This is a genomic window from Rothia nasimurium, from assembly GCF_928381415.1.
Taxonomy (GTDB): Bacteria; Actinomycetota; Actinomycetes; order Actinomycetales; family Micrococcaceae; genus Rothia; species Rothia nasimurium_H.
Genome location: NZ_CAKMSF010000001.1, coordinates 160,594 through 185,896, shown reverse-complemented (window position 1 = coordinate 185,896; position 25,303 = coordinate 160,594). Strand labels below are relative to the sequence as shown.

Annotated in this window: 23 protein-coding genes; 11 read left to right on the top strand and 12 right to left on the bottom strand. The window is 60.2% G+C overall.

Annotated elements, in window-relative coordinates:
• The first annotated feature begins 261 nt into the window (after positions 1-261).
• Positions 262-906: a hypothetical protein gene (locus L7A20_RS00885; protein WP_237222061.1), complete on the top strand. Its 645-nt coding sequence runs from the start codon at positions 262-264 to the stop codon at positions 904-906.
• Positions 907-1,017: 111 nt separating this feature from the next.
• Here L7A20_RS00885 and L7A20_RS00880 read toward each other — a convergent pair whose 3' ends face one another.
• Both L7A20_RS00880 and relB read right to left on the bottom strand, forming a co-directional pair.
• Positions 1,018-1,287, bottom strand: a complete 270-nt coding sequence (locus L7A20_RS00880; RefSeq protein WP_237198327.1) for a type II toxin-antitoxin system RelE family toxin — start codon at positions 1,285-1,287, stop codon at positions 1,018-1,020.
• Positions 1,284-1,529: a type II toxin-antitoxin system RelB family antitoxin gene (relB, locus tag L7A20_RS00875; protein ID WP_237198326.1), complete on the bottom strand. Its 246-nt coding sequence runs from the start codon at positions 1,527-1,529 to the stop codon at positions 1,284-1,286. Before relB ends, L7A20_RS00880 begins: the two co-directional genes overlap by 4 nt.
• A 263-nt stretch (positions 1,530-1,792) precedes the next feature.
• On the opposite strand from relB, the gene L7A20_RS00870 reads away from it, so the two are divergent.
• The 4 genes from L7A20_RS00870 to L7A20_RS00855 all read left to right on the top strand — a co-directional run bounded on the left by L7A20_RS00870 (position 1,793) and on the right by L7A20_RS00855 (position 6,154).
• Complete coding sequence (locus tag L7A20_RS00870; RefSeq protein WP_237196165.1) at positions 1,793-2,449, top strand: hypothetical protein; 657 nt, start codon at positions 1,793-1,795, stop codon at positions 2,447-2,449.
• Between the two features lie 56 nt (positions 2,450-2,505).
• The gene (locus L7A20_RS00865; protein ID WP_237196163.1) at positions 2,506-2,919 is read left to right on the top strand and encodes a hypothetical protein; all 414 of its coding nucleotides are present in this window, start codon (positions 2,506-2,508) and stop codon (positions 2,917-2,919) included.
• Positions 2,920-3,546: 627 nt separating this feature from the next.
• Positions 3,547-4,980, top strand: coding sequence for a M48 family metallopeptidase (locus L7A20_RS00860; RefSeq protein ID WP_237222060.1), 1,434 nt, complete (start codon positions 3,547-3,549; stop codon positions 4,978-4,980).
• A 202-nt stretch (positions 4,981-5,182) separates the two neighbouring features.
• Positions 5,183-6,154: a bile acid:sodium symporter family protein gene (locus L7A20_RS00855; protein WP_237222059.1), complete on the top strand. Its 972-nt coding sequence runs from the start codon at positions 5,183-5,185 to the stop codon at positions 6,152-6,154.
• Between the two features lie 62 nt (positions 6,155-6,216).
• Here L7A20_RS00855 and L7A20_RS00850 read toward each other — a convergent pair whose 3' ends face one another.
• Complete coding sequence (locus L7A20_RS00850; protein WP_237222058.1) at positions 6,217-7,176, bottom strand: LysR family transcriptional regulator; 960 nt, start codon at positions 7,174-7,176, stop codon at positions 6,217-6,219.
• 82 nt (positions 7,177-7,258) lie between these two features.
• On the opposite strand from L7A20_RS00850, the gene L7A20_RS00845 reads away from it, so the two are divergent.
• Positions 7,259-7,978 (top strand): LysE family translocator, encoded by a 720-nt coding sequence (locus L7A20_RS00845; RefSeq protein WP_237222057.1) that lies wholly within the window; start codon positions 7,259-7,261, stop codon positions 7,976-7,978.
• A gap of 127 nt (positions 7,979-8,105) precedes the next feature.
• Here the strand turns inward: L7A20_RS00845 and L7A20_RS00840 are convergent, their stop codons facing one another.
• The gene (locus tag L7A20_RS00840; protein WP_237222056.1) at positions 8,106-10,211 is read right to left on the bottom strand and encodes a glycoside hydrolase family 15 protein; all 2,106 of its coding nucleotides are present in this window, start codon (positions 10,209-10,211) and stop codon (positions 8,106-8,108) included.
• A gap of 157 nt (positions 10,212-10,368) precedes the next feature.
• Here L7A20_RS00840 and L7A20_RS00835 point away from each other — a divergent pair, with 157 nt between their 5' ends.
• From L7A20_RS00835 to L7A20_RS00820, 4 genes are all read left to right on the top strand, one after another.
• Entirely contained in the window at positions 10,369-10,716 is a 348-nt protein-coding gene (locus L7A20_RS00835) for a metal-sensitive transcriptional regulator (RefSeq protein WP_237222055.1), read from the top strand.
• Between the two features lie 75 nt (positions 10,717-10,791).
• Positions 10,792-11,007 carry a heavy-metal-associated domain-containing protein gene (locus L7A20_RS00830; protein WP_237208514.1) on the top strand — a complete coding sequence of 72 codons (216 nt, stop codon included), beginning with the start codon at positions 10,792-10,794 and terminating at the stop codon, positions 11,005-11,007.
• 301 nt (positions 11,008-11,308) lie between these two features.
• Positions 11,309-13,588 (top strand): heavy metal translocating P-type ATPase, encoded by a 2,280-nt coding sequence (locus L7A20_RS00825; RefSeq protein ID WP_237222054.1) that lies wholly within the window; start codon positions 11,309-11,311, stop codon positions 13,586-13,588.
• Positions 13,589-13,616: 28 nt separating this feature from the next.
• Entirely contained in the window at positions 13,617-14,192 is a 576-nt protein-coding gene (locus L7A20_RS00820; protein WP_237222053.1) for a YdhK family protein, read from the top strand.
• Positions 14,193-14,290: 98 nt separating this feature from the next.
• Here the strand turns inward: L7A20_RS00820 and L7A20_RS00815 are convergent, their stop codons facing one another.
• The 6 genes from L7A20_RS00815 to L7A20_RS00790 form a co-directional block, all read right to left on the bottom strand.
• Positions 14,291-15,298 (bottom strand): LLM class flavin-dependent oxidoreductase, encoded by a 1,008-nt coding sequence (locus tag L7A20_RS00815; protein WP_423817411.1) that lies wholly within the window; start codon positions 15,296-15,298, stop codon positions 14,291-14,293.
• Positions 15,299-15,503: 205 nt separating this feature from the next.
• Positions 15,504-16,196 carry an MOSC domain-containing protein gene (locus tag L7A20_RS00810; RefSeq protein WP_237210003.1) on the bottom strand — a complete coding sequence of 231 codons (693 nt, stop codon included), beginning with the start codon at positions 16,194-16,196 and terminating at the stop codon, positions 15,504-15,506.
• Between the two features lie 80 nt (positions 16,197-16,276).
• A complete protein-coding gene (locus L7A20_RS00805) occupies positions 16,277-17,056 on the bottom strand; it encodes an enoyl-CoA hydratase (protein ID WP_237222052.1) in 780 nt (259 codons plus the stop codon).
• Between the two features lie 25 nt (positions 17,057-17,081).
• A complete protein-coding gene (gene mmsB, locus L7A20_RS00800) occupies positions 17,082-18,011 on the bottom strand; it encodes a 3-hydroxyisobutyrate dehydrogenase (protein ID WP_237222051.1) in 930 nt (309 codons plus the stop codon).
• 53 nt (positions 18,012-18,064) lie between these two features.
• Positions 18,065-18,826, bottom strand: coding sequence for an SDR family oxidoreductase (locus L7A20_RS00795; RefSeq protein ID WP_237207451.1), 762 nt, complete (start codon positions 18,824-18,826; stop codon positions 18,065-18,067).
• A gap of 31 nt (positions 18,827-18,857) precedes the next feature.
• Positions 18,858-20,063: an acyl-CoA dehydrogenase family protein gene (locus L7A20_RS00790; RefSeq protein ID WP_237198308.1), complete on the bottom strand. Its 1,206-nt coding sequence runs from the start codon at positions 20,061-20,063 to the stop codon at positions 18,858-18,860.
• Positions 20,064-20,351: 288 nt separating this feature from the next.
• On the opposite strand from L7A20_RS00790, the gene L7A20_RS00785 reads away from it, so the two are divergent.
• The gene (locus L7A20_RS00785) at positions 20,352-22,121 is read left to right on the top strand and encodes an AMP-binding protein (RefSeq protein ID WP_237222050.1); all 1,770 of its coding nucleotides are present in this window, start codon (positions 20,352-20,354) and stop codon (positions 22,119-22,121) included.
• Positions 22,122-22,228: 107 nt separating this feature from the next.
• Here the strand turns inward: L7A20_RS00785 and L7A20_RS00780 are convergent, their stop codons facing one another.
• Positions 22,229-23,314: an enoyl-CoA hydratase/isomerase family protein gene (locus L7A20_RS00780; protein ID WP_237222049.1), complete on the bottom strand. Its 1,086-nt coding sequence runs from the start codon at positions 23,312-23,314 to the stop codon at positions 22,229-22,231.
• Between the two features lie 12 nt (positions 23,315-23,326).
• The gene (locus L7A20_RS00775; protein ID WP_237222048.1) at positions 23,327-24,826 is read right to left on the bottom strand and encodes a CoA-acylating methylmalonate-semialdehyde dehydrogenase; all 1,500 of its coding nucleotides are present in this window, start codon (positions 24,824-24,826) and stop codon (positions 23,327-23,329) included.
• Positions 24,827-25,303 lie beyond the last annotated feature (477 nt).

Sequence of the window (25,303 nt, the reverse complement as noted above, 5' to 3'; positions counted from 1 at the left end):
GGCTTCGCCACTGTAGGGCGGGGTTTCTTTCGAACTACGGTTCTTTACTGTGTTTCGAAAGAAACCCCGCTTTTCGTTTCTAGCTAGTGGTCAAGACATCGACGCAGGATTTCACCAGGCTGGGTCTCACGTAAGTTTCCCGTTGAAAAATACTTCAACTACCGTTTTTCTCTTTGGGTGACGCGCCTTACAATTTTAGCTACAGTGCTTTTATCCAACTCTAAGCTGAAGGCAAAGAAGGTTTCACGAAAAGTTCTTCACATGAGCTCCGCAGAAAAGAGGCAGACCTTGCTAACGCCAGAAGAAAAAAATAATCTCCTCAACCGTTGGCTCAAAGCTAACCCACAACAACCCGCCAAAGAAGAGGTCTACATTCTTCTTGAAGAAAAATACGGTGCCTACCAGCTCCCCCTTGCCTATATGGAACCAGACGGCTACCACCGTGACGAAGAAATACGAGCAGACACAGTAGATTCCCTATACACCATCACGCTCAACACAATATCCTGGCCCCTAGATACTTACGAAACAGATAAAATATTCAACGGAGGATATACCGAAACCGCAGAAGAAAGAGCTGAAATTGCAGAATGGAAAATGCAGTTACTCTTCGATCAAAGCAGCTCAGGTGTCCCTCTTGAATACCGCATTATTTCAACTCAACACGACTTGGGGCACAGAATCTCACTCATCCTCATGGCAGAAGATGGGCGTATCACTGATTATAAAATGTACGGCTCCCGTGGTATGGGCAATAGCCTAGATCGCTACCTTAGAGGCTGGATAGGCTTCCCAACCAAACGCCCACAAGACCCCGAAGAAGGCCCCTACATGAGACCCGGTGATATCAACGATGAGGTTTTCCTGCAGTATCTAGAGATCGCAGCTGAACAAGGGTTTATATAGAGCTGATGCCCTGGTTGTGCTTAAGCCTTATAAGCTCTAGAGCGCAGTAAAGGGCTGCAACCCAATGCACCGGGTTGCAGCCCTTTACTGTCTACTCTTTCAATCACGCGCTTACCGATAAACAGCAGAACGGTGCCCAACTTCCAAGGCCAAAAGGACCAAGGTACCCTGATCAATATCCAAAATCACTCGGTAGGAGCCTGCTCGATAGCGCCACAGCCCCGAATAGTTGCCGGTCAGGGCCTTACAGTGGCTCTGCGGGTGCTCAAAACCCTCTAGTTTTTCCAGTTCTTCTAAAATACGTTGGGCAACTGGCTTATCCAGCTTTTTCAGCTGTTTGAGAGCTCGAGGAGTTAGCTCTAGCCTCCAGGTGTTACTCACAGACCGAGCTCCGCGCGAGCTTCATCCAGGCTATATGTTTTCTGTTTACCTGCACGCACTGATTCAGCATCGGCCTTCAAAGTAAAGGCATGTTCTAATTCAGCCAGGTGTTCTTCTAACAAGGTGTTGATGTAGAAGGAAACAGGGCGATTAGTTTTGTGCGAGAGCGCTTCAAGGCGTTGGCGCACATCGTGAGAGGGGCGAAAGGTGAGCCCTTTCCGAGCCGTTGTTTCTACTGTCATGCTTCAATCGTATTACACGTCATACACAGATTTTAAGGGGTCACCCTAAAAGAAGACCCTGTACTTTGTTGCTAGCTAGACAGCAAGACCCACAGGCTAGAGTTACACCATTACGAAGAAGCAGCCGAACAATCTATTCAGTATTTTTAGATAGGTTCTTGACTGAGTTCTAAACAAGGTATTAAAGTCAGAAGCACAAGAACTCACTCTTGATCCCCAAGTCTCAGCCAAAGACGGCTGACCAAGCACTCAAGGAGAACCAAGTGAATGCTAAATTTTTCGGTAAGATTTCTGTTTTATTTTTTACAGTTACTTTTCTATTGCCGCATACCGCACACGCTACTCCAATCTCCTCACAAGTAGAGCATTCTGAAAATATAAGTACCACAAACAGCTATTATAGTGAAATTCTAAGCGAATCAGCTTATATCATTTCACCGCAAGAACTAGAGGAAATGGGGTACAGTGAAGAGATTATTCACCAACAAAAGGAAGCTTTAAAAGCCCTCCCCGTTTTTGTTAAAAATCAAAATGATGAAACAACAGAAACACAGCAGAGCATTACCCATAAATATCGCGCACAAAGCGTACATGAAAACTCCAGAATCGGAATACTGAACAAAACTCAATCATCACTGAGAAATACTTACCAGATTAGAAATACCTCTGGTGAAACTTTTCATTTTAGACAAAAAGGGGTCTTCGATGTAAACGTTCGCTCTGCCAAAACAGTCTCCCCCGGCTTTGGCAAGGGACGGGTTATGTATCATTCACTAGAGTCAAGCTTACCTACAGCAAAAGTCTGGACAGTGTGGCGCGAGAATACAAACCAGGAGTTTGAGATGCCATACAGGACACACTATTCAAGCAGGGTATATCCAAGTATAGAGAAAATTGAAAGGTACTCCCTTGCCCAATAAGAAGAACTGATTCGGATAAAACATCATTAAATAATGCTAAATGGAACGATTTTAAAATGAAGAAAATAGGAACTCTGGTAATTCTAGGGGCTTTAACCCTAAGTGGCTGCGGAACGGGAACTATCAAAGAAGAATCTCCAGACACAAAATCCCAAGCCACTGCGCCACCCCTGCGCCAATATGAACCGGTAGCTGATGAGAGTAAGGCCCTATCAAACCTCAGCAAAGAACAGTTCGATAGCTACTACGACATCATCTGCCACACATCATCTTTTAGGGATTTTTCAGAGATAGAAAAATCCCTCACAGAATCACCAGAAGAAAAGGAAAAGAACTACGCCTATATTAACGATGCACCAGATGTAGTTCGACAGATAAGCGATAGAAATAAAAATCAAGTCTCCTCAGATACAGCATTAGAAAAGCCTCAGCCACCCCGCTGCCAGGAGCAATCAGAACCTCAGAATTAAGGGCTAGTGTTACCTATACAAAAATTGATTTGGCAAAGGATACATGTGCCACTGAACATTTTCTAGTGGCACAGGTTCTACTACTTTTCGTTGAGCTGCGAGCGGATAAATCTGTATGCAATAGCAAAAGCAAGGAGAAACAAAATTCCGCTGTTGATAATTTCTAATCGTGTTATCTCAAACATTTACGACCCTCAGGTGTCAACTATTCCATTTTTATCTACACGGATACCTTGATATCCAAACGTCGTAGGTACAATAAACGCCAACGCCACAACTTTTGATATTGAGATGACCCTCATTCGGTGCTCCCGGAGTGCTTGGTCAGCCGTCTCTGGCTGAGACTTCGGTATCAGGAGATATCCTCATGATTCGCTCTCTACCGCCGACCCAAATCGCGTACAAGAGGTTATTTAAAACATTATATGAATTTTTAGTCCCCCCTCACAGAGCACAGCTCAACACCGGCAGATCTCGTCAGCAACAGGCGGAAACCTGCACCCTCAGGATCCATCCCACCCACGTAGCCAAGTAACGACCCTCAACCAGCTCGCCCAGAACACAGCGCTCACCAACTTTCTTGCTACTGTGGAACCAAAACACACCGCCTAACCAGCAGGAAACCGCATGAGTGAGAACAACCCCGGCACCACCCCGCCCTACCCGCAACAGCCCGGCCCACAGGCGTCCGCACACAGCAAGGAGCAGGGCCTCACCCAGCCCCTGCCCAACGACCTCAGCGGCGGCTGGCTGCCCGAAGATATGCGCCAGCGGCCCCTCTCGCCCCTGCCCGCACCCAAGCTCTTCGGCTTCCAATCCCTGCTGCCCTTCAAGTTCCTCAATGCGCTGCGCCACCCTGCGGAACTGCCCCTGGTCGTCATGGCCTACGCGCTCACCATCATGCTCTACGTGGGCGGCGGTATCTACCTCATCTACTCACTCTTCACCAGCGTGCTGGGGGACGACTTCGTCAACTACCAAATCAGCAACCTAATTGGCCAACTCATCGCCATCGCTATCTACCTGCCCCTGGGCATCTTCTTTGTACGCGGTGCCATGTACGGACGCCTGCGCCTCAGCGGGGTGCGCATCACCCCCACCCAGTTCCCCGAGGCCTACCAGATGGTTGTTGAAGCTGCCCACGCCGCCGGTCTGCGCCGCGTACCCGACGCCTACGTCGTGCTCGGCAACGGCCAAATCAACGCCTTCGCCTCGGGCCACGGGCACCGCCGCTTCATCGCCATCTACTCCGACCTCTTCGAAATCGGTGGTGCAGCCCGCAACCCCGAAGCCCTGCGCTTCATCATCGGGCACGAGGTAGGGCATATCGCCGCCGGCCACGTCAGCTACTTCCGCCTGATTTTCACCAGCTTCTTCATGCAGATCCCAATCCTCGGCAACCTGCTCTCCCGCACCCAGGAATACACCGCCGACAACTTCGGCTACCGCTACGCCCCCGACGGCGCCGAAACCACCACCACCGTACTCGCCGCTGGCAAGTACCTGATGAACGACGTGAACTTCCACGAACTAGCCAACCGGGCCGTCTACGAGCGCGGCTTCTTCACCTGGTTCGCAAACATCGGATCCACCCACCCGCCGGTCACCTGGCGAGCCCATGCCCTGCGCGACCGCACCGAACCCGGCCGCCTCATCTGGCGACCCAAGAACAACCCGCCCTACCCGCTGTCCATGATTCCGGCGGCAGAGCCTGCCGAAGCCTGGGCCGACCCCCTACAGGCCACCGACCATCTGGCCACCTACCCCGAACGCGCCGACAACCAGCACTGGGGTTCAGTCAACACCACCTACCGGCCCCCGGCCCAGTACCGCGACCGCACGGTAGGCGACATGCTCTACACCGGCTGGGTACCCCCGCAGTACCGCCAGCGCACCCCCTGGAACGGCTTCGGTGCCCCCTCACCGCAGGGCCCCCAGCAGGCACCTGGCCAGTCACCTGAGCAGCAGGGTCAGGACGCCGGTAGCGGCCCAGGTGCTACGCCTCGGGAAGGTGAGCGCCCGGCGTCCGCCCCTGGCAACCCGCCCACTGACCAGGACTAACCCTCGACGCGAAAACCCCCACCCCAACCTGTTGCCTAAATCACAAGCATGGGTTAGGGTGGGGTTTATTAGCCCTCAAGAAAGAAGGTGAGCCCCATGGGTTTTCTCTACGCTATCGCAGGTATTGTTGCCCTGGTTCTGGCCGCGCGCGGCAGTGCTAAGTGGTACGAGGCTGAAAAAGGCAAAGAGTAGAATGGGCTAAATGGCCCTACCCCAGAAATTGCGCTCCTGGCGCCCCGACCCGCTGATTACCCTGATTCTGCTCGCCGTTGCCCTGGCGATTATCTTCCCGGCTCGCGGGGACTTCGCCGAAGGGTTCAGCGTCGCCACCAAAATCGCTATCGGCCTGCTCTTCTTCCTCTACGGTGCCCGGCTCTCACCCCAAGAAGCCCTGCAGGGCCTGAAAAACTGGCGGCTCCACAGCACCATTCTGGGCTTTACCTACCTGATTTTTCCCCTCATTGGCCTGGCCCTCTACCCCGTGCAGGGCATTATCGGCCGGGAGCTCTACCTGGGCCTGCTCTTTATGACCCTGGTGCCATCCACTGTGCAGTCCTCAGTGGCTTTCACCTCTATCGCCAAGGGCAATGTGGCAGGGGCAATTGTTAGCGCGAGTGCCTCGAATATCGTGGGCGTGATAGCCACTCCCCTGCTGGTCATGCTGCTGATGCAGAGCGATCAGCTCACCATCTCAGGCTCCGTTTTTGGTGATATCGCACTCCAGCTGCTCCTGCCCTTCGTGCTGGGTCAGCTCCTGCGCCGCTGGGTGGGTGAGATTGCCAAGAACAAGCTGACCAAGCATGTTGACCGGCTCTCCATCGCCATGGTGGTCTACGCGGCCTTTTCGGACGGCATCGTGCAGGGTATCTGGACCCGCATCAGCCCCTGGCAGATTCTGCTTCTAGTTCTTCTGTCGATTGCCCTGGTGGAGTTTCTGCTCTGGCTCAGCGGGGTTGTCTCAAAGAAGCTGGGCTTTAGCTACGGCGACCGGGTGGCGGTGCAGTTCTGCGGCTCGAAGAAGTCCCTGGCAACCGGCCTGCCCATGGCAGCGGTAATTTTCGGGGGCGGAGCCGTGGGTGCCCTCATTCTGCCGCTCATGATTTTCCACCAGGTTCAGCTCATGATTTGCGCCGCCAAGGCCGCCCGCTGGGGCAGGCAGGTTCAAGCTTCATAGCGAAAATCATGGTGACTATCATGGTGAAAATGACCATCATGGTTAGCAATGACGGCCGATTTTCACATTGATGACGCCGGGTTCAGCTCCCGCAGAATATCAACGAGGAGGCGGGCGGCGGCGTCCTGCTCCGAGCTCGCTCTGAGCACCGCAAAAACCCGGCGGCGGCCCAGCGGCTCGCTCACCCACAGGTTTCCGGTGCGGGTTCCCTGCCGCCAGGGCTCAGCCCCGCTGGGAGCCGGGACCTCTGACCGGTAGAGGCCGTCAAGCACCAGATGGGGCAGCAGGGCTACCGCATAACCACCGTAGGCCGAGTGCAGCTGCCAGCTCAGGTCGGTTGAGATAAACCGCGGGCGGGGTGCGATATGGGCGTCGGCCAGATAGGCGTCCGACCAGGCCCTGAGCTCCGTTCCCGGAGGTTCCATACACCAGGGGGCGCTCTCAGCCCAGGCAAGAGAATCGAGCGGTTGCGGCGGCACCATAGCCGCCGGGGCCACCAGCACGATGGGGTCTTCCCAGAGCTCCCGCCGCACCAGAGTGACGGGGAGCTGCACCGGGCGTCCTTCGTATTCTTCGGCGATGACCAGGTCAAACTGGTGCCGGGCAAGCTCGGCGATAGAGCGCTGGGGTTCCAGCTGGGTGAGCTCCAGGCTCAGATGCGGGGCGCGCTCTTCGAGCAGTTCAAAGACCCGCGGCACCATGTAGCGGGCTGCCGAGTTGAAGGACGCCACCTTGAGGGTTCGCGGGGCCAGGCTGGTTTCGCTGGCCATGGCGTTGTGGGCGCGTTCCATGAGCGAGAGAATCTGCCCGGCATAGTCGGCAAGTTCCAGGCCGCGCGGGGTGAGCACCACGCCGCGGCCGGACTTCTCATAGAGCCGATGCCCCACCTCAGCCTGGAGTTTGGCCAGGTGGTTTGAGACGGTTGAGGGGTCGTAGCCCAGCACATCGGCGGCAGCAGCCAGGGAGCCCTGCTGGGCTAGCTCGTAGAAGATTTCGAGGCGGCGGGAGTCGTACACACTCACTCCAATTCATTGATAAATCCCATGAATACTGTTTGAACTCATGGAATTGAACCGGGTTTACCCCTAGTTTACAGTGGAGTCCATGACTCTCACCCAGGCCCTCATGGGTTTCGCCGGCATCGCTTTCCTCATCACGATTATCCCGGCCACAGACACCGCCCTGGTGTTGCGCTCCCTGGTCGCGGGCGGACGACGAAGCGCCTACGCCTGTGTCTTTGGCATCACCGCGGGCCTGCTCATTTGGGGCGTCACCGCAGCAACCGGCCTAGCCGTGCTCATGGCCGCCGCTCCCCTGGTCTTTGACCTCATCACCGTGGCTGGCGGCCTCTACCTGATCTATCTGGGTATCAAATTCCTGCTCAACCTCAGGCGCTGGGGGCAGGTGACCGCCCTCAAAACCGACCAAACCGCCCTGGCCTCACTACCCGCACCTGCGGCGTCCTTACCCGGAGTTAGCGGAGCGGACGCCCCCACCCCCGCTGGCGAACACAGGGTGGGTAAGGATTTTCTCGCCGGCTTCATCGCCAACATTCTCAACCCCAAAATTGCGGTCTTCTACATCGCCAGCGTGCCGCCCTTTATGGTCGCTAGCGTGCAACCCTTCATCATGGGCAGCCTGCTAGCCCTCATCCACGGCGGCATTAACGTGCTCTGGTTTACCCTCATCATTTCGCTGGCCTCACTGGCCATGAAGTGGCTGCTGCACCCGCGAGCCACCCTCGTCATCGACGGCATCGCGGGGTCAGTGCTACTGGTCTTTGGCGTGCTGATCCTGGTGGAGGCGGTGCACAAGCTACTCTAGAGAATTTAGAGCAGGTGGGTATACCGAAAGCCTGCTGGCTCGGGGCTGGCGTGAATCGCCCGTGAGCGCTAGCGAACCGGCGAGAGGGTCGCAGGCAGAGGTATACCCACCTGCTCAACACCTTTTTCTACAGCCCCAGCGCCTCCACAGCCCGGATCAGAGAGATATGGGCCAGGGCCTGGGGGAAGTTGCCGGTGAGGCGCTGCTGTTCAAAGTCGTACTCGGAGCTCATCAGCCCCAGGTCGCTGGCGCAGTCCAGGACGGTGTCGATGAGGGCGCGTCCGTCCGCCTCCCGTCCGGAGCGGATGTACTGCTCTGCTAGCCAGAGGGAGGAGATGAAGTGGGGGTTATCCTGCCCCTCAAAGCCGTCTTGGGAGTCGGAGTTGTCGTAGCGGTAAATCATGCCCGAGGAGTGGCGGATGGTCGCTTCGATACGTTCAACGGTTGCCAGCATGCGGGGGTCATCCCAGTCTACGAGCCCGATTTGGGGCAGCTGCAGCAGGGAGGCGTCCACGGCGGTGCCGCCGTAGGTTGAGACGAAGCAGCCCAGGTCGGCGTTGAAGCCGCGGCTCAGGATTTCATCGGCAACGGCGTCGCGGCAGTGTTCCCAGGTGGCGGCGTCCCCGTCGAGCCCGAAGTCACGCACGGCAGAGACACCGGCGTCGAAGGCTGCCCAGAGCATAGCCTGGGAGTGGGTGTAGACGGCGGGCTCGCCGAAGGTTTCCCACATGGAGCGGTCGGTGTCGCCGATACGTTCGGTGGCGGCGTTGAGCAGGGCCTTCTGGATCGGCCAGGAGAGGTGGTCTTCTGCTACGCCCGCTTCGCGCAGGTTGGCGAAGGTGACAAGCACCTGCCCCAGGGCGTCCCCCTGGAACTGATCACCCGACCCGTTGCCGCTTCTGACCGGCTGGGAGCCCTCATAGCCGGGCAGGGCAAGACGGCGCTCGATGTCGTCCTTTTCGCCAGCCAGGCCGTAGACCGCGTGAATGCGGCGGGGGTTGTTGGCCAGAGCGCGCAGAATCCAGTTGCGTAGCTGGGCGGTTTCGCGTTCGTGGCCGTGGGCGAGGGTCACGTCCATGGCCATGGCGACATCGCGCAGCCAGGTGAAACGGAAGTCGTAGTTACGTTTGCCCCCAAGCACCTCGGGCAGGGAGGTGGTCGCAGAGGCGACCAGGGCGCCGGTTTCACGGGAAATCAGGGCGCGTAGAACCAGCAGGGACCTCAGGCGGGCTTCCCGGTAGCGGGCGTTAGCTTCTTCGCGGTGGTCCTCGGCGGTGGGGGCAACAACCTGGCTCGCAGCCGTTTGGGCCAGCTCACGATAGGTGGCTTCATCGACCTCGGGGGCAGCGGTGTTGGAGCCGGTTTCCAGCAGAATTGATGAGGTCTTAGCCTCTTCCAGCTCTTCAACCTCGCGCACCGCCGAAATAGTAGCGGACGCTTGCTCTGCCTGCTCAGATGCGCGGACGCCGGTGGGCACCTGCCCGCCCTCGGGCAGGTGGGCGGGAGTGGCGTCCTCATCTTCAGCCTCTGGCAGGGAGTCTGCGGGGCTGTAGAGATCGGACCACTCCTGCCACTGCTCCTGGGTGTAGGTCAGGGCCGTGGGGTAGTCCACCGGGGCAGGCGGATTGTGGTTAGAGGCAAAGTAAGACAGGGTGAAAGTGTAACTCTGACCAGCAGAAACGGTGAAGGTTTCGGCCTTAGATTCGGGGTCACCCTCAGGCAGGGAGTCACCCCGGAAGACCAGGGCATGAGGGCCAGCCATCCCCACCAGCATGTCGGCGGACGGGTCGGGGGCGCCAGCGGCGTCCACCCCCTCATAGCGGGTAACCCAGGGAATCGTCTTACCGTAGTCAAAACGCAGGGCCAGCTCGTGGTACATGGTGACCTCACCGGTCAGGCCCTCCACGTTGCGCACAATGGTGGTGCCACCCGAAAGCGGCATAAACTCGGTGACGCGCACCGACGCGTCCCCCACAAACCAGACGGTCTGCAGAATAAAGGTGTTCTCGCGGTAGGAACGCTCCGTGCGAATCTCTTCCACCGGGGCGGGGTTGACCGATTCGAGGGGGGCCAGTAGCCAGCGTCCGTGTTCCCGCTCCCCCAGAAGGGCGGCGAAGACCGCGCGGGAGTCAAAGCGCGGGGCGCAGAACCAGTCAATGGAACCGGTGCGGGAAACCAGCGCGCCGGTGTTCATGTCTGAGAGCAGGGCGTAATCCTCGATGAAAGAAGCCATACCACCAGTCTAACAGGGCGCTTAGTATCGGCCGGCAGTGCTGAAGGTAATCGAAATTTTCATTAGCGCGTTCTTTTTCCGCACCTATGGCAATTTCGGTTACTTTCAAGAAACCACCCTCTTGTAAACATACCCCTAGGGGGTATATGCTTAAGGCATGAGCGAAGAACACTGCGCAACCCACCAGGCCAACCCGCACGAGGGGCACCAGCACGGCTACACCGCCGACAAGGACGCCTACCTCAAGCGCCTGCGCCGCATCGAGGGGCAGGTACGCGGCATCCAGCGCATGGTCGACGAGGATGTCTACTGCATCGACATCCTCACCCAAGTCTCTGCCATCAACAAGGCCCTGCACAGCGTCTCCATCCAGTTACTGGAAGACCACGTACGGCACTGCGTCGTCGAAGCTGCCACCCAGGCAGAGGCCACAGGCGACACCGCCCCACTCGACGACAAAATCAGTGAGGCCATGGCAGCTATTACCCGCCTGATCAAGAGCTAAACCCGGCGGAAGCCCACCGCTTCCCGCCACCGCAAGTACGGGCGTCCGCGCCCCACACCCATAAGGAGAAACCCCATGTCAGCAACCATCGTCAAGGCAACCGGCCTCACCTGCAACCACTGCGCCATGAGCGTGCGCGAAGAAATCGAAGAGATTGAGAACGTCACCGGCGTAGAGGTCGATGTGGTCAAGGGCGGCGAATCCACCGTCACCATCAACCACACCGGCGACCTGGACGCCGCCGCCGTCTCAGCCGCCATCGAAGAAGCCGGCTTCACCCCCGTCGGCTAATCACCGATACAGGTGCGGACGCGCATCTCTGCCAACTAACCTTCTCGCGGGCTCGCAAGCTCGCGCGCGATTCATGCCAGCCCCAGCCAGTTGGCTGCCGATGCGCGCCCGCACCCGCGGGCGACGGAGGGCGGCTGGCGCCCAGCTGGCTCCGGGGCTGGCGTGAATTGCGACGAGCCCCCAGGCGAGGAGCAAGAGGGTCGCTGGGCAAAGCCGCCCTCCACAGCCCGCGATATGCGTCCGCCCCCAAGCACCCTATAAGCACCAAACACAACAAACATATCAAGTGAAAGAAGGCGTCATGCCAACCCAATCTACCGCTGAGGTTTTCACCGGTGATACCCGCATCGTGAATCTGAACGTGGGAGGCATGACCTGCGCGTCCTGCGTGGGGCGGGTGGAGCGCAAGCTCAAGAAAATTGGGGTGGAACCCTCGGTCAACCTGCCGCTGGAGACCGCCCGCGTAGTTGCACCAGCCTCTATCACCGATGAGCAGCTGATTGAGACCATCGAGAAGGCCGGCTACTCGGCCAGTCTCAAGCAGGACGCCGTGGAGCAGGCAGACGAGGCCAGGCAGGATTCGCTCGCCCCGCGACTGTGGGTAGCGGCGCTCTTCACCCTGCCGGTCTTTCTCATTTCTATGTTTGCTACCTTCCAGTTCCCCCACTGGGGCTGGGTGGTCGCAGCCCTGACCCTGCCGGTGGCCACCTGGGCAGCTATGCCCTTCCACCGCCCGGCCTGGACTAACCTGCGGCACGGCTCTTTCACCATGGACACCCTCATTTCTCTGGGTGTGGTTGCCTCCTACGCTTTTTCGCTCTGGCAGCTCCTTATCGACCCGGCTATGACCGCCCATGCCGGGCACGGGGCGTCCTCGCCTGGCAGCCACGGCATGGACCACATGCTCTACTTCGATGCCGCCGCCATGATTACCCTCTTCCTGCTGGCTGGCCGCACCATTGAGCACCGTACCGCCCGGCGATCCTCCCAGGCCCTGCGGGCCCTGCTGAATCTAGGGGCTAAATCGGCCACGGTGCTGCAGGGCGGGCGGGAAGTGCAGATTCCCGTCAAAGACCTGCTGCCCGGCGACATCTTTCTGGTGCGCCCCGGCGAGAAAATCGCGGTGGACGGCGAGGTTGTCGAAGGACGCTCGGCGGTAGACACCTCCCTGCTGACCGGTGAGTCTGTGCCGGTTGAGGTGGAAGTTGGGGACGCTGTTGTCGGGGCGACCGTCAATACGTCCGGCTCCCTGACGGTGCGGGCAACCCGGGTGGGGGCCGATACCGTGCTGGCCCAGATGAGCCGTACCGTGGCCGAGGCCCAATCGACGAAGGCTCCTATTGCCCGCCTGGCAGATAGGGTTTCTGCGGTTTTCGTTCCGATTGTCATCGGGCTGGCCCTGGCCACCCTGGCGGGCTGGTTGTTGCTGACCGGCGACCTCAACGCTGCCTTTACCGCAGCCGTGTCGGTGCTGGTCATTGCCTGCCCCTGCGCCCTGGGTCTGGCTACCCCTACGGCCCTGCTGGCAGGCACCTCGCGCGGTTCCCAGCTGGGTATTCTGATTCGTTCAGCCCAGGTGCTCGAATCCACCAAGCACCTGCGCACCGTGGTGCTCGATAAGACCGGCACCGTCACCACCGGCGCATTCACCCTGGCTGAGGTAACTCCCCTTGCGGGCTTTGAAGCCCAGGACGCAGGGCGCCTGCTGGCGGTGGCCGGGGCAGCTGAGAGCCGCTCTGAGCACCCCATTGCCCGGGCTATCACCCAGGCAGCCCAGGCTGCTGGGGCGGGTTCCTCTCTGCCTGAAGTCACCGCCTTTGAGTCAGCCCCCGGAGGGGGTGTGCGAGCCACCCTGCTGGAAGAGGTTTCCCCAGGTGAAAGCCGAGAAATTACGGCTCTAGTGGGTCAGGCCAGCTTCTTAACTGCCGAAGGTGTCGAGCTGAGCGAAGCCCAAGCCCGCACCCTACTGGCCGGGCAGGAGGCCGGACGCACCACCGTCGTCCTTGCTCTCAACGGGCAGCCCGCGGCCCTGCTGGCCCTGCAAGATACCCCCAAGCCGGGGGCGTCCGAAGCCCTGGCAGAACTCAAGGCCCTGGGGCTCACCCCGGTTCTGCTGACCGGGGACGCCGAACCCGTCGCCCGCGCCGTGGCAGCCGAGGTGGGTATTGCCCCGGCGGACGTCTACGCGGGGGTCAGCCCGTCCGACAAGCTGGCCACCATCACCCGCCTGCAGGAGGGCGGGGCCGGGGTCGCTATGGTGGGCGACGGCGTGAATGACGCGGCCGCCCTGGCTCAGGCGGACGTGGGCGTGGCCATGGGGTCGGGCACCGACGTGGCTATGGAGGCCGCCGATATGACCATTGTCCGCAGTGACCTGGGCTCACTCCCGACGGCGATTCGGCTCTCGCGGGCTACCCTGCGCCTGATTAAGAGCAACCTGTTCTGGGCTTTTGCCTATAACACGGTGGCGATTCCGGTGGCGGCGGCGGGCCTGCTCAACCCCATGATTGCGGCGGCGGCCATGGCTTTCTCGTCGGTCTTCGTGGTGCTCAACTCCACCCGACTCTTCCGCTTCTCATAACATTCAACCCACACCCTAGGAGGTAACTATGAAAACCCTAACTACCCGCGTCCTCGCCCTCGCTGCCCTATCTCTGCTGGCTCTGACCGCCTGCGGGTCCAACGAGTCAACTGCTAAAAACGAGGCTGAGGCTCTGGTCTCGTCAGCTGCCGCAGCCCACGCTGATCACGCCAACCACCCGACAGATGGCGGGCCCGCACCTGCCGGTATCGCTGAAGCATCAGACCCCACCTACCCGGTTGGCACCGAGGTTGTTCTCGCCGCTGACCACATGAGTGGTATGGACGGGGCCACCGCCACCATCGTGGGCGCCTACCAGACCTACACTTACTCGGTGAATTACACTCCCACCGATGGCTCTGACCCCGTCACCGACCACAAGTGGGTTGTGCAGGAAGAACTGGCGGACGCCGGGAGTGAGCGCCTTTCCGACGGCGCCCCCGTGACCATCGAGGCTGAGCACATGACCGGCATGAAGGGAGCTGAGGGAACGGTTGAGTCATCCACCGATGAGACCGTTTATATGGTGGACTTCACTTCCAGTGGCATGACCATGAAGAACCATAAGTGGGTCACTGAATCCGAGATTGAAGGGGTCAAGTAACTCCTCATTCTCAAAGGGACCCCGAAACTTCAAAAGGACCGCATATTATGCGGTCCTTTTGAAGAAATGAGGTCCCCTTGCCAGGGGCGGGAACGGGGTTAGAGTGCGGGTTTAATATCGCGGACGATTGCCTCCAGCTGGCGCAGGTTGAAGTCCACTCCCAGCATGTTGGGAATGGTCACCAGCAGGGTATCCACCTCGGCCACGGCCTCGTCCTGAGCCAGCTCTTCGGCGATTTTGTCGGGCTCACCGATGTAGCTCTTGCCGAAGCGGGAGACAGCACCGTCCAGAATACCAACCTGGTCCTGCCCCTCAGCCTGGGCGCGCAGGCCGAAGTAGTAGTTACTCTGCTCGTCAATAATCGGAATAATCGAACGCGAGACCGAAGTGCGCGGGGTACCCTCGTGCCCGGCGTCCGCCCAAGCCTGCTTGAAGATACGTAGTTGCTCGGCCTGGAGCTGGTCAAAGGGCACACCGGTATCTTCCAACAGCAGGGTGGAGGACATAAGGTTCATGCCCTGTTCGCCGGTCCAGCGGGCAGTATCGCGAGTGCCAGCACCCCACCAGATACGACGGGGCAGGCCGGGTGACTGGGGCGTAATCGGATCAAGCTGGGTGGGGTCAGAAACGCTCTGGGCGATTCCCTTCCCGGCAATAGCCTCGCGAAAGAGGGCGGTGTGACGGCGAGCCATGTCAGACTCGTCCTCCCCCTCGGCGGGTAGGTAGCCGAAGTGGGCAAAGCCCTTATAGACGGTCTCGGGTGAGCCGCGGGAGATACCCAGCTGTAGGCGCTCGTTACCGGCAATGAGGTCGACCATGGCTGCCTGCTCTGCCATGTAGAGCGGGTTTTCATAGCGCATATCGATGACGCCGGTGCCCAGCTCGATGGTGGAGGTGCGGGCTCCTGCGGCGGCCAACAGAGGGAAGGGGGACATCTGTTGCTGGGCGAAGTGGTGGACGCGGTAGAAGGCCCCGTCCAGTCCGATTTCTTCAGCGCCGACGGCCAGATCGATGGCCTGGTGGAGCATGTCGGCGCCCGTGCGGGTTTTGGAGCCGGGGTAGTCGCCGTAGTGACCGAAGGAGAGGAAGCCTATTTTAGGTGCCACGATTGTATGCCTTTCAGGTTGATTTCCCTTACAGGCATTACTTTACCAGGAAAGCATTGCGGGCGATAGGGAGATGCCGTCGGAAAAGTGCAAGTGCCCGTCACTTTTGGCAGGGCAGTTGCACTTTTCGAAGGGGTGCAAGGCATTTTTCGCATCAAAGGCTAGATCAGAAAAATAAACCACATGAAGTAGACAGACAAGCCAGCTAGCGCCCCAGTTTAGCCAGTAGCCGGTCGTGGTAGAAAGGTGGGTAGCAGCCTGCTTCTACCACGGCCTGCATGGCAGCACGATCACCCATAGCGGCCGCAAAGGCCTGCCCCATGGTCACCCCGTGGTCGGGGGCAGGCAGAAAAGTAATAGTATCCCCAGCTGTGATGGTACCGGGCTGGATGACGCGCAAGTAGGCGCCGGCGTCCTGACGCTCGGTAAAGGTTTTTACCCAGCCTTTTTGACCCAGCCAGTCGGCAAAGGTGCGGCAGGGCTGGCGCGGTACCGACACCTCGAGCACGGCCGTGCCCACCGCCAGGCGCTGGTTGATGAGAACCCGGCTCCAGGTAATACCCTCGGTAGTTAGGTTCTCGCCGAACTGCCCGTCAGCCAAGGGAGCACCTAAGCGCTCGGCCCAGTAATCCAGTTCTTCCCGGGCAAAGGCGTAAACCGCCTTGTCAGCACCGCCGTGGTGCTTGGCGTCCCCCACAAAATCCCCGCGCACGCCGGAGCCGTTGCCATAGCCGGGTGCCGGGGCAAAAACCTCCAGGGAATCTACTGGCTGCTTATTGATGCCGGTGGTGCCCTTACCTGTAGGGTTGGGCATCTCGGCACCAAGGTTGGTGGAGCGGACGCTCGCGGACGCCGTATACAGGCCGGGAGCGGTAGGGCTTAGGCGGGTCTTATTCATACCCTCAAGATACCCCCTGAAAAGCGCAAGTGCCCGTCACTTTTGGCAGGGCACTTGCACTTTTCGGAGGGCATGAAGCTTTAGCGGTGCTTAAAATCTGCCTCCCGCTTCTCAACAAAAGCAGCCATGCCCTCTTTCTGATCCTCTGTAGCAAAAAGAGCGTGGAAGGTGCGACGCTCAAACTGGATACCCTGGGCCAGGGTGGTCTCAAAAGCGGCGTTAACGGCCTCCTTGCAGACCTGGGCCACGAACTTTGACTTAGAAGCGATGGTTTCTGCCATCTCAAGGGCAGTGGGGAGGACGTCCGCGTCCTGATCCACCAGGCGGGATACCAGCCCCGCCCGCTCGGCTTCGTCCGCCCCCATAAAGCGCCCGGTCAGGCAGAGGTCCATGGCCTTAGCCTTACCCACAGCGCGGGTCAGGCGCTGGGAGCCACCCATACCGGGAATGACCCCCAGGTTAATTTCGGGCTGGCCAAACTTAGTGGAAGGCCCAGCTACCAGCATGTCAGCCATCATGGCCAGCTCGCAGCCACCCCCCAGGGCATAGCCGTTCACGGCTGCCACGATGGGGGTGCGCAGGCGGGTGAGGTTATCCCAGTGAGCAAACCAGTCAGCTGCGTACATGCTGGCGTAGGTCTGGGATGACATTTCCTTAATGTCTGCCCCGGCGGCAAAAGCTTTTTCGCTACCGGTGAGGACGATGCCCCCCACCTCGGGGGAACGGTCAAAGTCGGTTGCGGCGGCAACAACCTCGCGCATGGTGGCGTCGTTGAGGGCGTTCAGAGCCTTGGGGCGGTTGAGGGTAATCAGCCCAACCCGTCCGCGGGTTTCAACCAGAATATTCTCGTAAGTGGTCACGGTGTTCCTCCTTGCTGTAGGCGGGCTAGATGCCTGAGACGGGTGAGCCGTCGGCCTCACGAATAGCGTTGATGACGTCTGAGAAGTCCTTGGTGCCGCGCCCTTCTTCTACCAGGTGAGTATAGATATCTGCGGCGTGCTTGCCGAGTTCGCCGTTGACCCCTGCGGTGTCGAGGGCGGCGACAGCTAGCCCCATGTCTTTGCTCATCAGGGCGGTGGCAAAGCCCGGTTCGTAGTCCCGGTTGGCGGGCGACCCGGGCACGGGGCCGGGTACCGGGCAGTTGACGTTGACCGCCCAGCAGTAGCCGGACGAAGTTGAGATAACGTCATAGAGCACCTGGGCGTCCAACCCCAGACGCTCACCCAATACAAAGGCTTCTGAAGCGCCCACCATGGTGATACCCAGCAGCATGTTGTTACAGATTTTGGCGGCCTGGCCGGTGCTGTTGGTACCGCAGTGCACCACCTTCTTACCCATTACCTCAAGCAGGGGGCGAACCTGGTCTACGTCTGCCTCAGCGCCACCCACCATGAAGGTGAGGGTGCCCTGCTCGGCCCCCACCATACCGCCGGACACAGGAGCGTCCACGGCCCGCATACCGGCCTGCACAGCCAGGTCGGCTGCCTGGCGGGCATGCTCCACCTCGATGGTGGAGCAGTCTACGAAGAGGGTGCCGGGCTGAGCGGCAGCCAGTAAGCCTCCCTCACCCTCGCGTCCGCCGTAGGCTCCCAGAACGTGCTGGCCAGCGGGCAGCATGGTGATGACGATATCGGCCTGAGCTGCGGCTTCTTCACCGCTGGCAGCGACCTGGATTCCGCGGTCGCGGGCGGCATCGAGCGCGGCGGGCACCAGGTCAAAGCCGTGCACGGTGTAGCCTGCGGCAACCAGGTTGGCCGCCATGTAGCCGCCCATGTGCCCCAGGCCGATAAAAGCGATGGTGGGTGTGGTGGTCATCTTCTTCTCCCTTACAAGGTGGGCTGGTAGGTCTGGTGAAGCTAAGGCGCAATCTAACGAGGGGCCATGCGTAGGGCGCCGTCCATGCGGATAGTTTCGCCGTTGATGTAGTCGTGCTCGGCGATAAAGACCGCTAGGTCGGCGTATTCGGCAGGAGCTGCAAGGCGCTGCGGGAAAGGCACGTTTTTAGCCAGCTCTTCACGGAACTCTTCGGTGATACCGGCCATGAGCGGGGTATCAACAATGCCCGGGGCGATGGTATTTACACGGATTCCTGAACTGGCCAGATCTCGGGCCGCGGGTAGGGTCAGGGCTACGACCCCGCCCTTTGATGCCGCGTAGGCTATCTGGCCAATCTGCCCCTCATAGGCGGCGATAGAGGCGGTGTTGATAATGACGCCCCGCCCGGCTGTGCCTTTCACCGGCTCCTGGGTGGCCATCAGGGCTGCCCCGGCTGTGAGCACATTGAACGTGCCGTTGAGGTTAATGCTGACGGTTTTAGCGAAGAGGGCGGGGTCGTGCGGCCCCCTTTTGGAGAGGACGCGGGCCCCCGGGGCGATACCGGCGCAGTTGACTACGGTACGCAGGGGGCGCTCGTCCTGCCCCACCTGCTCGAAGGCAGCTTCAACGGCAGCGTAGTCGGTGACGTCGCCGGGCAGGAAGGTAACGCCATCAACCTCCCCGGCCTTCTCGATACCGGCGGGAAGGTCAAGCCCGTAGACGTGCACGCCGCGGGCAACCAGAGCGCGGGCGGTTGCTGCTCCGATACCCGAGGCTGCGCCCGTGACCAGGGCGGTGGTGTTGGTGAGATCCATGGTGCTCTCTTTCAGGTGGGAGGTGAGGGGTTTAGACGAAGGCTGAGTAGCCGGTCAGGGCCCGGCCCACGATGAGGGAGTTGATTTCGTAGGTGCCCTCGTAGGTGTAGAGGATTTCGGCGTCCCCAAAGAACTTGGCCATCTCGTAGTCGGTGGTCATGCCGTTGCCGCCCTGGATTTCCCGGCCCAGCCAGGCGCTCTGCCGGGCCAACTTGGTGGTGGTGGCCTTGGCCATGGCGGCGTGAACCATGTCGAGGGTTCCGTTTTCTTGCATGCGGGCGCAGTTCATCATGAGCCCCAGGGCTGCCTGGGTGTTGCTCATAATTTCTGCGATGTTCTTTTGGATGAGCTGGAACTTAGCCAGGGGCTTGCCGAACTGCTGGCGGGTGATGGCGTAGTCGCGGGCGATATCGAAGATACCCAGCTGAATACCGTAGCCCTGCCAGCCCACCCAGGCGCGGGAGTTGCGCAGCATCTCGTTGGCGGCGTCGAAGTTGACGGCCCCGGGCAGGTGGGCGCTAGCGGGCACCTTCACGTCGGTGAGGGTGATGTGGGCGTTCTGCATGACGCGAAGGCCGATTTTGTTGCGAATCTTCTCGGCCTCATAGCCGGGGGCGTCGGTGGGGACGATGAAGGCCTTAATCTGCTGGTCGGCGGTATCGCGGGCCCAGACCAGGGCAAAGTCGGCGATGGTACCCATGCCAATCCAGCGTTTTTCGCCGTTGATGACCCAGTTTTCGCCGTCAAAGGTGGCACTGGTTTCGAGGCCGCCAGCGATATCGGAGCCGTGGTCGGGCTCGGTCAGGGCAAAGGCGCCGGTGAGTTCAAAGCTTTCGAGTTTCGAGAGCATCTCAGCTTTCTGCTCGTTGGAGCCGAGAATGTTAATCATGCCGAGCACCAGCTCGTTGTGAATACCGACCAGGGCTGAGAGCGAGACATCTACCCGGGTTACTTCTGCGTAGACCAGGCCGCGGAAGAGCCAGGAGGTGCCGCTGGTTTCAAGGCGGGCCAGGCCCACCTCAGCCATACCTTCAAGCAGATGCAGGGGGAACTCTTCGGTGTTCCAGTAGTCAACGATTTGGGGGCGTACTTCTTCTTGCAGGTAGGTGCGGATGCGCAAGAACCACTCTTTTTCGTGGTCGGGCAGCAGGTTGAGGACGCCGAAGGGGTCGATGTCGGGGAAGGGCAGGGGCTTTTCGGGTGGGTTTTTGACCATTCCGCGGATGTGGGTGTTCATAGGGTAGCTCTCCTGTGCAACGTCGTCGTGTGCAACTCACGGGCGGGGTTCACCCGCACTTTTTGTGTGAGTCAAGCCATATTTAGCTCTGAATGTACTCCACCTTGGGGGCTGCCGGGTAGCTTTTGGGGGAATTAATTGGTTCGTTACGCACAGACAGGCTTGCTGTCGTTGATTTTTCCACAGGGTCTTGGCAGGGGTGCCACCCCTCCCCTATAGTGACTCACAGCACCCTATCGTGACCCATGCCACTATTTTTGTGTGGTTTATTGCCGAAAGAGGTTACTCATGAGCGTTACCGAAGAGTTCCGCACCATTCGCGATCAGCTTGTCGCCTTGCACGAGGACTATGCCGCCGCGCGCGAACAGTTCACCTGGCCCCGGTTTGAGCATTTCAACTTCGCCCTCGACTGGTTTGATCAGGTAGCTGCTAGCGAGGAACGCAAGGACGCCCCCGCCCTGATTATTGCGGAGCAGGACGGTTCCAGCGTGAGCGTGAGCTATGCAGAAATGTCTCAGCGGTCATCGCAGGTGGCTAACTGGCTACGGTCGGTAGGCGTGAAACGCGGCGACCGTGTGATTCTCATGCTGGGCAACCAGGTAGAGCTCTGGGAGCTTATGCTCGCCGGCATTAAGCTGGGCGTTATTCTCATGCCCTCCACCGAGATGCTTGAGCCGGTTGACCTCGACGAACGCATCAGCCGTGGCACGGTCGAATGGGTCATTACCAACAGCAAGAACGTGCCCAAATTCGAGCGAGTTGAGGGCAACTTCACCGTGATCGAAACAGACGGTAAGACCGAGGGGGCCCTGACCAAGCACCCCCACCTGAACTACCTGGATGCGGCGTCCGCTCCCACCGATTTCACCCCGGACGCCCCCACCCGGGGCGACGAGCCCCTGCTCTGGTACTTCACCTCGGGCACCACCTCACGGGCCAAGATGGTGGAGCACACCCACACCTCCTACCCGGTGGGCCACCTTTCGACCATGTACTGGATTGGCATGGGCCCCGGTGACGTGCACCTGAATGTGGCCTCACCCGGCTGGGCCAAGCACGCCTGGTCCAACATTTTTACCCCCTGGATTGCTGAGGCAACCGTCTTTATCTACAACTACTCCCGCTTCGACGCTGCCGCCCTCATGCAGAACATGGAAAAGTTCGGGGTCACCAGCTTCTGCGCCCCGCCCACCGTCTGGCGCATGCTCATTCAGGCTGACCTGAGCCAGCTGGCAACCCCGCCCACCAAGGTCGTTGCCGCAGGTGAACCGCTGAACCCCGAAGTAATTTCCAAGGTGAAAACCGCCTGGGGTGTGGATATTCGAGACGGCTTTGGGCAGACCGAGTCCACCGTGCAGATTGCCAATACACCCGGCCAGCCCATCAAGATTGGTGCTATGGGCAAGCCCCTGCCCGGCTACGACATTGTGCTGATTGACCCGGCTACCGATGAGATTTCTGAAACCGAGGGTGAGATTTGCATCCGCCTGGGCGATGCCCGCCCACTGGGCCTCATGACCCAGTACAAGGGGGACCCCGAAAAAACCGAGGACACCATGCGCGGGGGCTTCTACCACACCGGCGATATTGCCGAGCGGGACGAGAACGGGGTGCTCACCTATGTAGGCCGTGCCGACGACGTCTTCAAGGCCTCCGACTACAAGCTCTCCCCCTTTGAGCTGGAGTCCGTGGTCATTGAGCACCCGGCTGTGGCTGAGGCTGCGGTGGTTCCCTCACCCGACGAGATCCGCCTGGCTGTGCCCAAGGCCTACATTGTGCTGGCCGCTGGGCACGAGCCAACGGCTGAGACCGCGAAGGATATTCTCAAGTACGCCCGCGACCACCTGGCCGCCTATAAGCGGGTGCGCCGCATCGAGTTCTACGAGCTGCCCAAGACTATTTCGGGCAAGATTCGCCGCGTGGAACTGCGGGCCCGTGAGAACGAGTTCCACGGCCGCCACGGCGAGAAGACCGCAGCCGCTCTGGCCGCCCGCACCACCACCGAGGGCTACGGCCACGAGTTCGCCGACACGGACTTCCCAGACCTCAAAGGCTAGGCGAGCTATCTTTCTCTACAACGAATGTGACTCATATTCCCAAGCGGGCGTTAAAACAACACCCTTTCGGGAATATGAGTCACATTCGTAATGGGGTGACTGCGTCTCTAGGCCAGGCCCAGTTCCCCCGCCTTCGTGGGGGTGAAGAAGGCCAGGACGCTCTCGCGCGAGACCTCCGCGAGGCTGGCAGGGGACCACTGCGGGTTGCGGTCCTTATCTACCACCTGGGCCCGGATGCCCTCCCGCATATCGTGATGGGCCAGGGCGTTACAGGAGGTCACAAAATCCTGATTCAGGGTCTCGGCCAGGGTCTGCTCACCGGCCCGGCGCACAGCTTCCAGAGCCACCTTCATGCCGGTCGGCCCGTTCTTCTGCAGAGCCGCCAGAACCGTACCGGCGAACTCGGCGCCGTCCGCCCCCGAATCAGCGACCGCCTGAACCCTCTCCAGAATCTCCTCCACAGTATCGGCGGCAAAAGCACCCTCAATCCAGTGGGCATTCTCTACCAGCTGGGAGGAAGGTGCATCAGCCGCAAAACCCTCAATGACGCGGGTGACGGCGTCCGCCCCCTCAGCATTCTCAAGGGCAGCAACCAGATCGTCGAGCTTCTCAGACGGCACGAAATAGTCAGCCATACCGACGGCGAGCGCGTCCGCCCCGGTCACGTGCAGGCCGGTGACAGCCATGGGGGTGCCCAGGTTCTGCGGGGCGCGGGCCAGGATGTTGAGACCGCCCACGTCGGGGCAGAAGCCGATAACGGTTTCGGGCATACCGGTGCGGGTGCGTTCGGTGACGATGCGGTGGGAGCTATGGGCTGAAACGCCAACGCCGCCGCCCAGCACCAGGCCGTCCATGAAAGAGATGAAGGGCTTGGGGTAGCGGGCGATGCGCAGGTCGAGCGTGTACTCCACACGGAAGAAGTCCACGCCCTGAGCCGGGTTTTCGCCGGTGGCCTTGTAGAGGGCTACCACGTCGCCACCCGCGCAGAGGCCCCGCTCGCCAGCTCCGCGCAGGAGGACGGCGGTGATGCCGGCGTCCTGTTCAAAGTCGTCCAGGGCTGTATTCAGCAGCTGCATCATCTCGGCGTTGAGAGCGTTGACCGCGCGGGGGCGGTTGAGGGTGATAACCCCCAGGCTGCCGCGCTTTTCGGTCAGGACGCTCTCGGTCGGCTGGGTGCCGGGCGTATCGGTCACGGTGGGCCTCCTTTAGTTGCCGGTGGGCATGACGAAGCTGGCGCCCTCTTTAATGCCTGAGGGCCAGCGGGATGTTACCGTCTTGGTCTTGGTGTAGAAGCGGAAGGCGTCGGGCCCGTGCTGGTTGAGGTCGCCGAAGCCGGAGGCCTTCCAGCCGCCGAAGGTGTAGTAGGCAATCGGCACGGGAATCGGCACATTCACACCTACCATACCCACATCGACGCGGCGGGCGAACTCGCGGGCGGTATCGCCGTCGCGGGTGTAGATGGCAACGCCGTTACCGAACTCGTGGTTGGTGGGCAGGGCCAGGGCCTCTTCGAAGTCATCAACGCGCACTACCGACAGCACAGGACCGAAGATTTCTTCGCGGTAGATGGACATGTCAGTGGTGACCTTATCGAAGAGGGTAGCGCCGATGTAGTAGCCGCCCTCGTGGCCTTCGACCTTGACGCCGCGGCCGTCCACCAGGAGCTTAGCGCCCTCCTTCTCACCGGCGGCGATGTAGCCCTCGATGCGTTCCAGGGCGCTGGCGGCTACCACGGGGCCGAAGTCAGCTTCGGGGTCAAGGGCGTGACCGACCTTGAGGGTCTTAGTGCGCTCGACCAGTTTTTCGACCAGGGCGTCGGCGGTGGCCTGACCGACGGGTACAGCAACTGAGATAGCCATGCAGCGTTCACCGGCAGAGCCGAAGGCTGCGCCGATCAGGGCGTCGGCCGCCTGGTCGAGGTCGGCATCAGGCATGATAATCAGGTGGTTCTTGGCGCCGCCGAAGCACTGGGCGCGTTTACCGGTGCGGGCGGCGTGCTCGTAGATGCTCTGGGCGATGGGGGTGGAACCCACGAAGCCGACGGCCTTAATGCGGGGGTCGTCGAGCAGGGTATCAACGGCCTCCTTATCGCCGTTGACCACGTTGAAGATGCCGTCGGGCAGGCCGGCCTCGGTCCAGAGCTCAGCCAGACGCAGGGGCACGGAGGGGTCACGCTCTGAGGGCTTGAGGACGAAGGCGTTACCGGCTGCGATCGCGGGGCCACACTTCCAGAGGGGAATCATGGCCGGGAAGTTAAAGGGGGTGATACCGGCGACCACGCCCAGGGGCTGACGCATGGAGTAGACGTCAATACCGGTGCCTACGGAGTCGGAGTATTCGCCCTTGAGCAGGTGGGGGGCGGCGGTGGCAAATTCGACGACGTCAAGGCCGCGCTGGATATCGCCGTGGGCGTCGGCTACGGTCTTGCCGTGTTCGAGCGAAAGCATCTCGGCCAGTTCGTCGGCGTTCTGGTTGACCAGGTCCACGAAGCGGTGCAGAATACGGGCGCGCTTCTGGGGGTTGGTAGCAGCCCACTTGGCCTGGGCTTCTGCGGCGTTGGCGATGACCTCGCGCACCTCGTCAGCGGACGCCAGGGGCACCTGGGCCTGCACCTGGCCGGTGCTGGGGTTGTAGACATCGGCGAAACGACCTGAGGTTCCGGGGCGATGGGCGCCGCCGACGTAGTGGGTTAACTGCTTCGTCATCGAAGCCTCCTTCCGTGAGGGCGCACAGTTTTCTGTGCATCAGCTCACACGATACAGAAAAAATAGACGGGTGCCTAGGGGTGGGCGGGCTGTTACACAGAATATGCAGCATTAGCGCATGACAGACAGAAAATCCATAGGGAAAAGTTAAGATACCCCCCTTACTTTTGGGCTTCCACCCTCTGCTCCAGCAGGTCGGGGACATCGTGGCGATCCACCAGAACTTCGAGAAGTACCAAGCGGTCGCTGGTTTTCACCGCACGCTCTAGAGTCTCACACAGGTCGGCACCGGTTGCCGCCTGGAGCGTCAGAACCTGCCCCCGTTACCTTTTAAGGGCGCACACAAAGTGCCCAGCTCTTGCACCGTTACCTGAGCGGCCCCGCCCCCAGTGAGCAACACCCCGCGGGACTCAGGGGCAGCCAGCTGCGCTCCCAGCAGGCATAAAGAAAGGAGCTACCCGCAGGGTAGCTCCCGTC

Excerpts from the sequence above, each read along its gene's own strand:
- L7A20_RS00885 (WP_237222061.1), top strand. The coding sequence starts at position 262 with ATGAGCTCCGCAGAAAAGAGGCAGACCTTGCTAACGCCAGAAGAAAAA.
- relB (WP_237198326.1), bottom strand. The coding sequence starts at position 1,529 with ATGACAGTAGAAACAACGGCTCGGAAAGGGCTCACCTTTCGCCCCTCT.
- L7A20_RS00865 (WP_237196163.1), top strand. The coding sequence starts at position 2,506 with ATGAAGAAAATAGGAACTCTGGTAATTCTAGGGGCTTTAACCCTAAGT.
- L7A20_RS00860 (WP_237222060.1), top strand. The coding sequence starts at position 3,547 with ATGAGTGAGAACAACCCCGGCACCACCCCGCCCTACCCGCAACAGCCC.
- L7A20_RS00855 (WP_237222059.1), top strand. The coding sequence starts at position 5,183 with ATGGCCCTACCCCAGAAATTGCGCTCCTGGCGCCCCGACCCGCTGATT.
- L7A20_RS00845 (WP_237222057.1), top strand. The coding sequence starts at position 7,259 with ATGACTCTCACCCAGGCCCTCATGGGTTTCGCCGGCATCGCTTTCCTC.
- L7A20_RS00840 (WP_237222056.1), bottom strand. The coding sequence starts at position 10,211 with ATGGCTTCTTTCATCGAGGATTACGCCCTGCTCTCAGACATGAACACC.
- L7A20_RS00835 (WP_237222055.1), top strand. The coding sequence starts at position 10,369 with ATGAGCGAAGAACACTGCGCAACCCACCAGGCCAACCCGCACGAGGGG.
- L7A20_RS00830 (WP_237208514.1), top strand. The coding sequence starts at position 10,792 with ATGTCAGCAACCATCGTCAAGGCAACCGGCCTCACCTGCAACCACTGC.
- L7A20_RS00825 (WP_237222054.1), top strand. The coding sequence starts at position 11,309 with ATGCCAACCCAATCTACCGCTGAGGTTTTCACCGGTGATACCCGCATC.
- L7A20_RS00820 (WP_237222053.1), top strand. The coding sequence starts at position 13,617 with ATGAAAACCCTAACTACCCGCGTCCTCGCCCTCGCTGCCCTATCTCTG.
- L7A20_RS00810 (WP_237210003.1), bottom strand. The coding sequence starts at position 16,196 with ATGAATAAGACCCGCCTAAGCCCTACCGCTCCCGGCCTGTATACGGCG.
- mmsB (WP_237222051.1), bottom strand. The coding sequence starts at position 18,011 with ATGACCACCACACCCACCATCGCTTTTATCGGCCTGGGGCACATGGGC.
- L7A20_RS00795 (WP_237207451.1), bottom strand. The coding sequence starts at position 18,826 with ATGGATCTCACCAACACCACCGCCCTGGTCACGGGCGCAGCCTCGGGT.
- L7A20_RS00790 (WP_237198308.1), bottom strand. The coding sequence starts at position 20,063 with ATGAACACCCACATCCGCGGAATGGTCAAAAACCCACCCGAAAAGCCC.
- L7A20_RS00785 (WP_237222050.1), top strand. The coding sequence starts at position 20,352 with ATGAGCGTTACCGAAGAGTTCCGCACCATTCGCGATCAGCTTGTCGCC.
- L7A20_RS00775 (WP_237222048.1), bottom strand. The coding sequence starts at position 24,826 with ATGACGAAGCAGTTAACCCACTACGTCGGCGGCGCCCATCGCCCCGGA.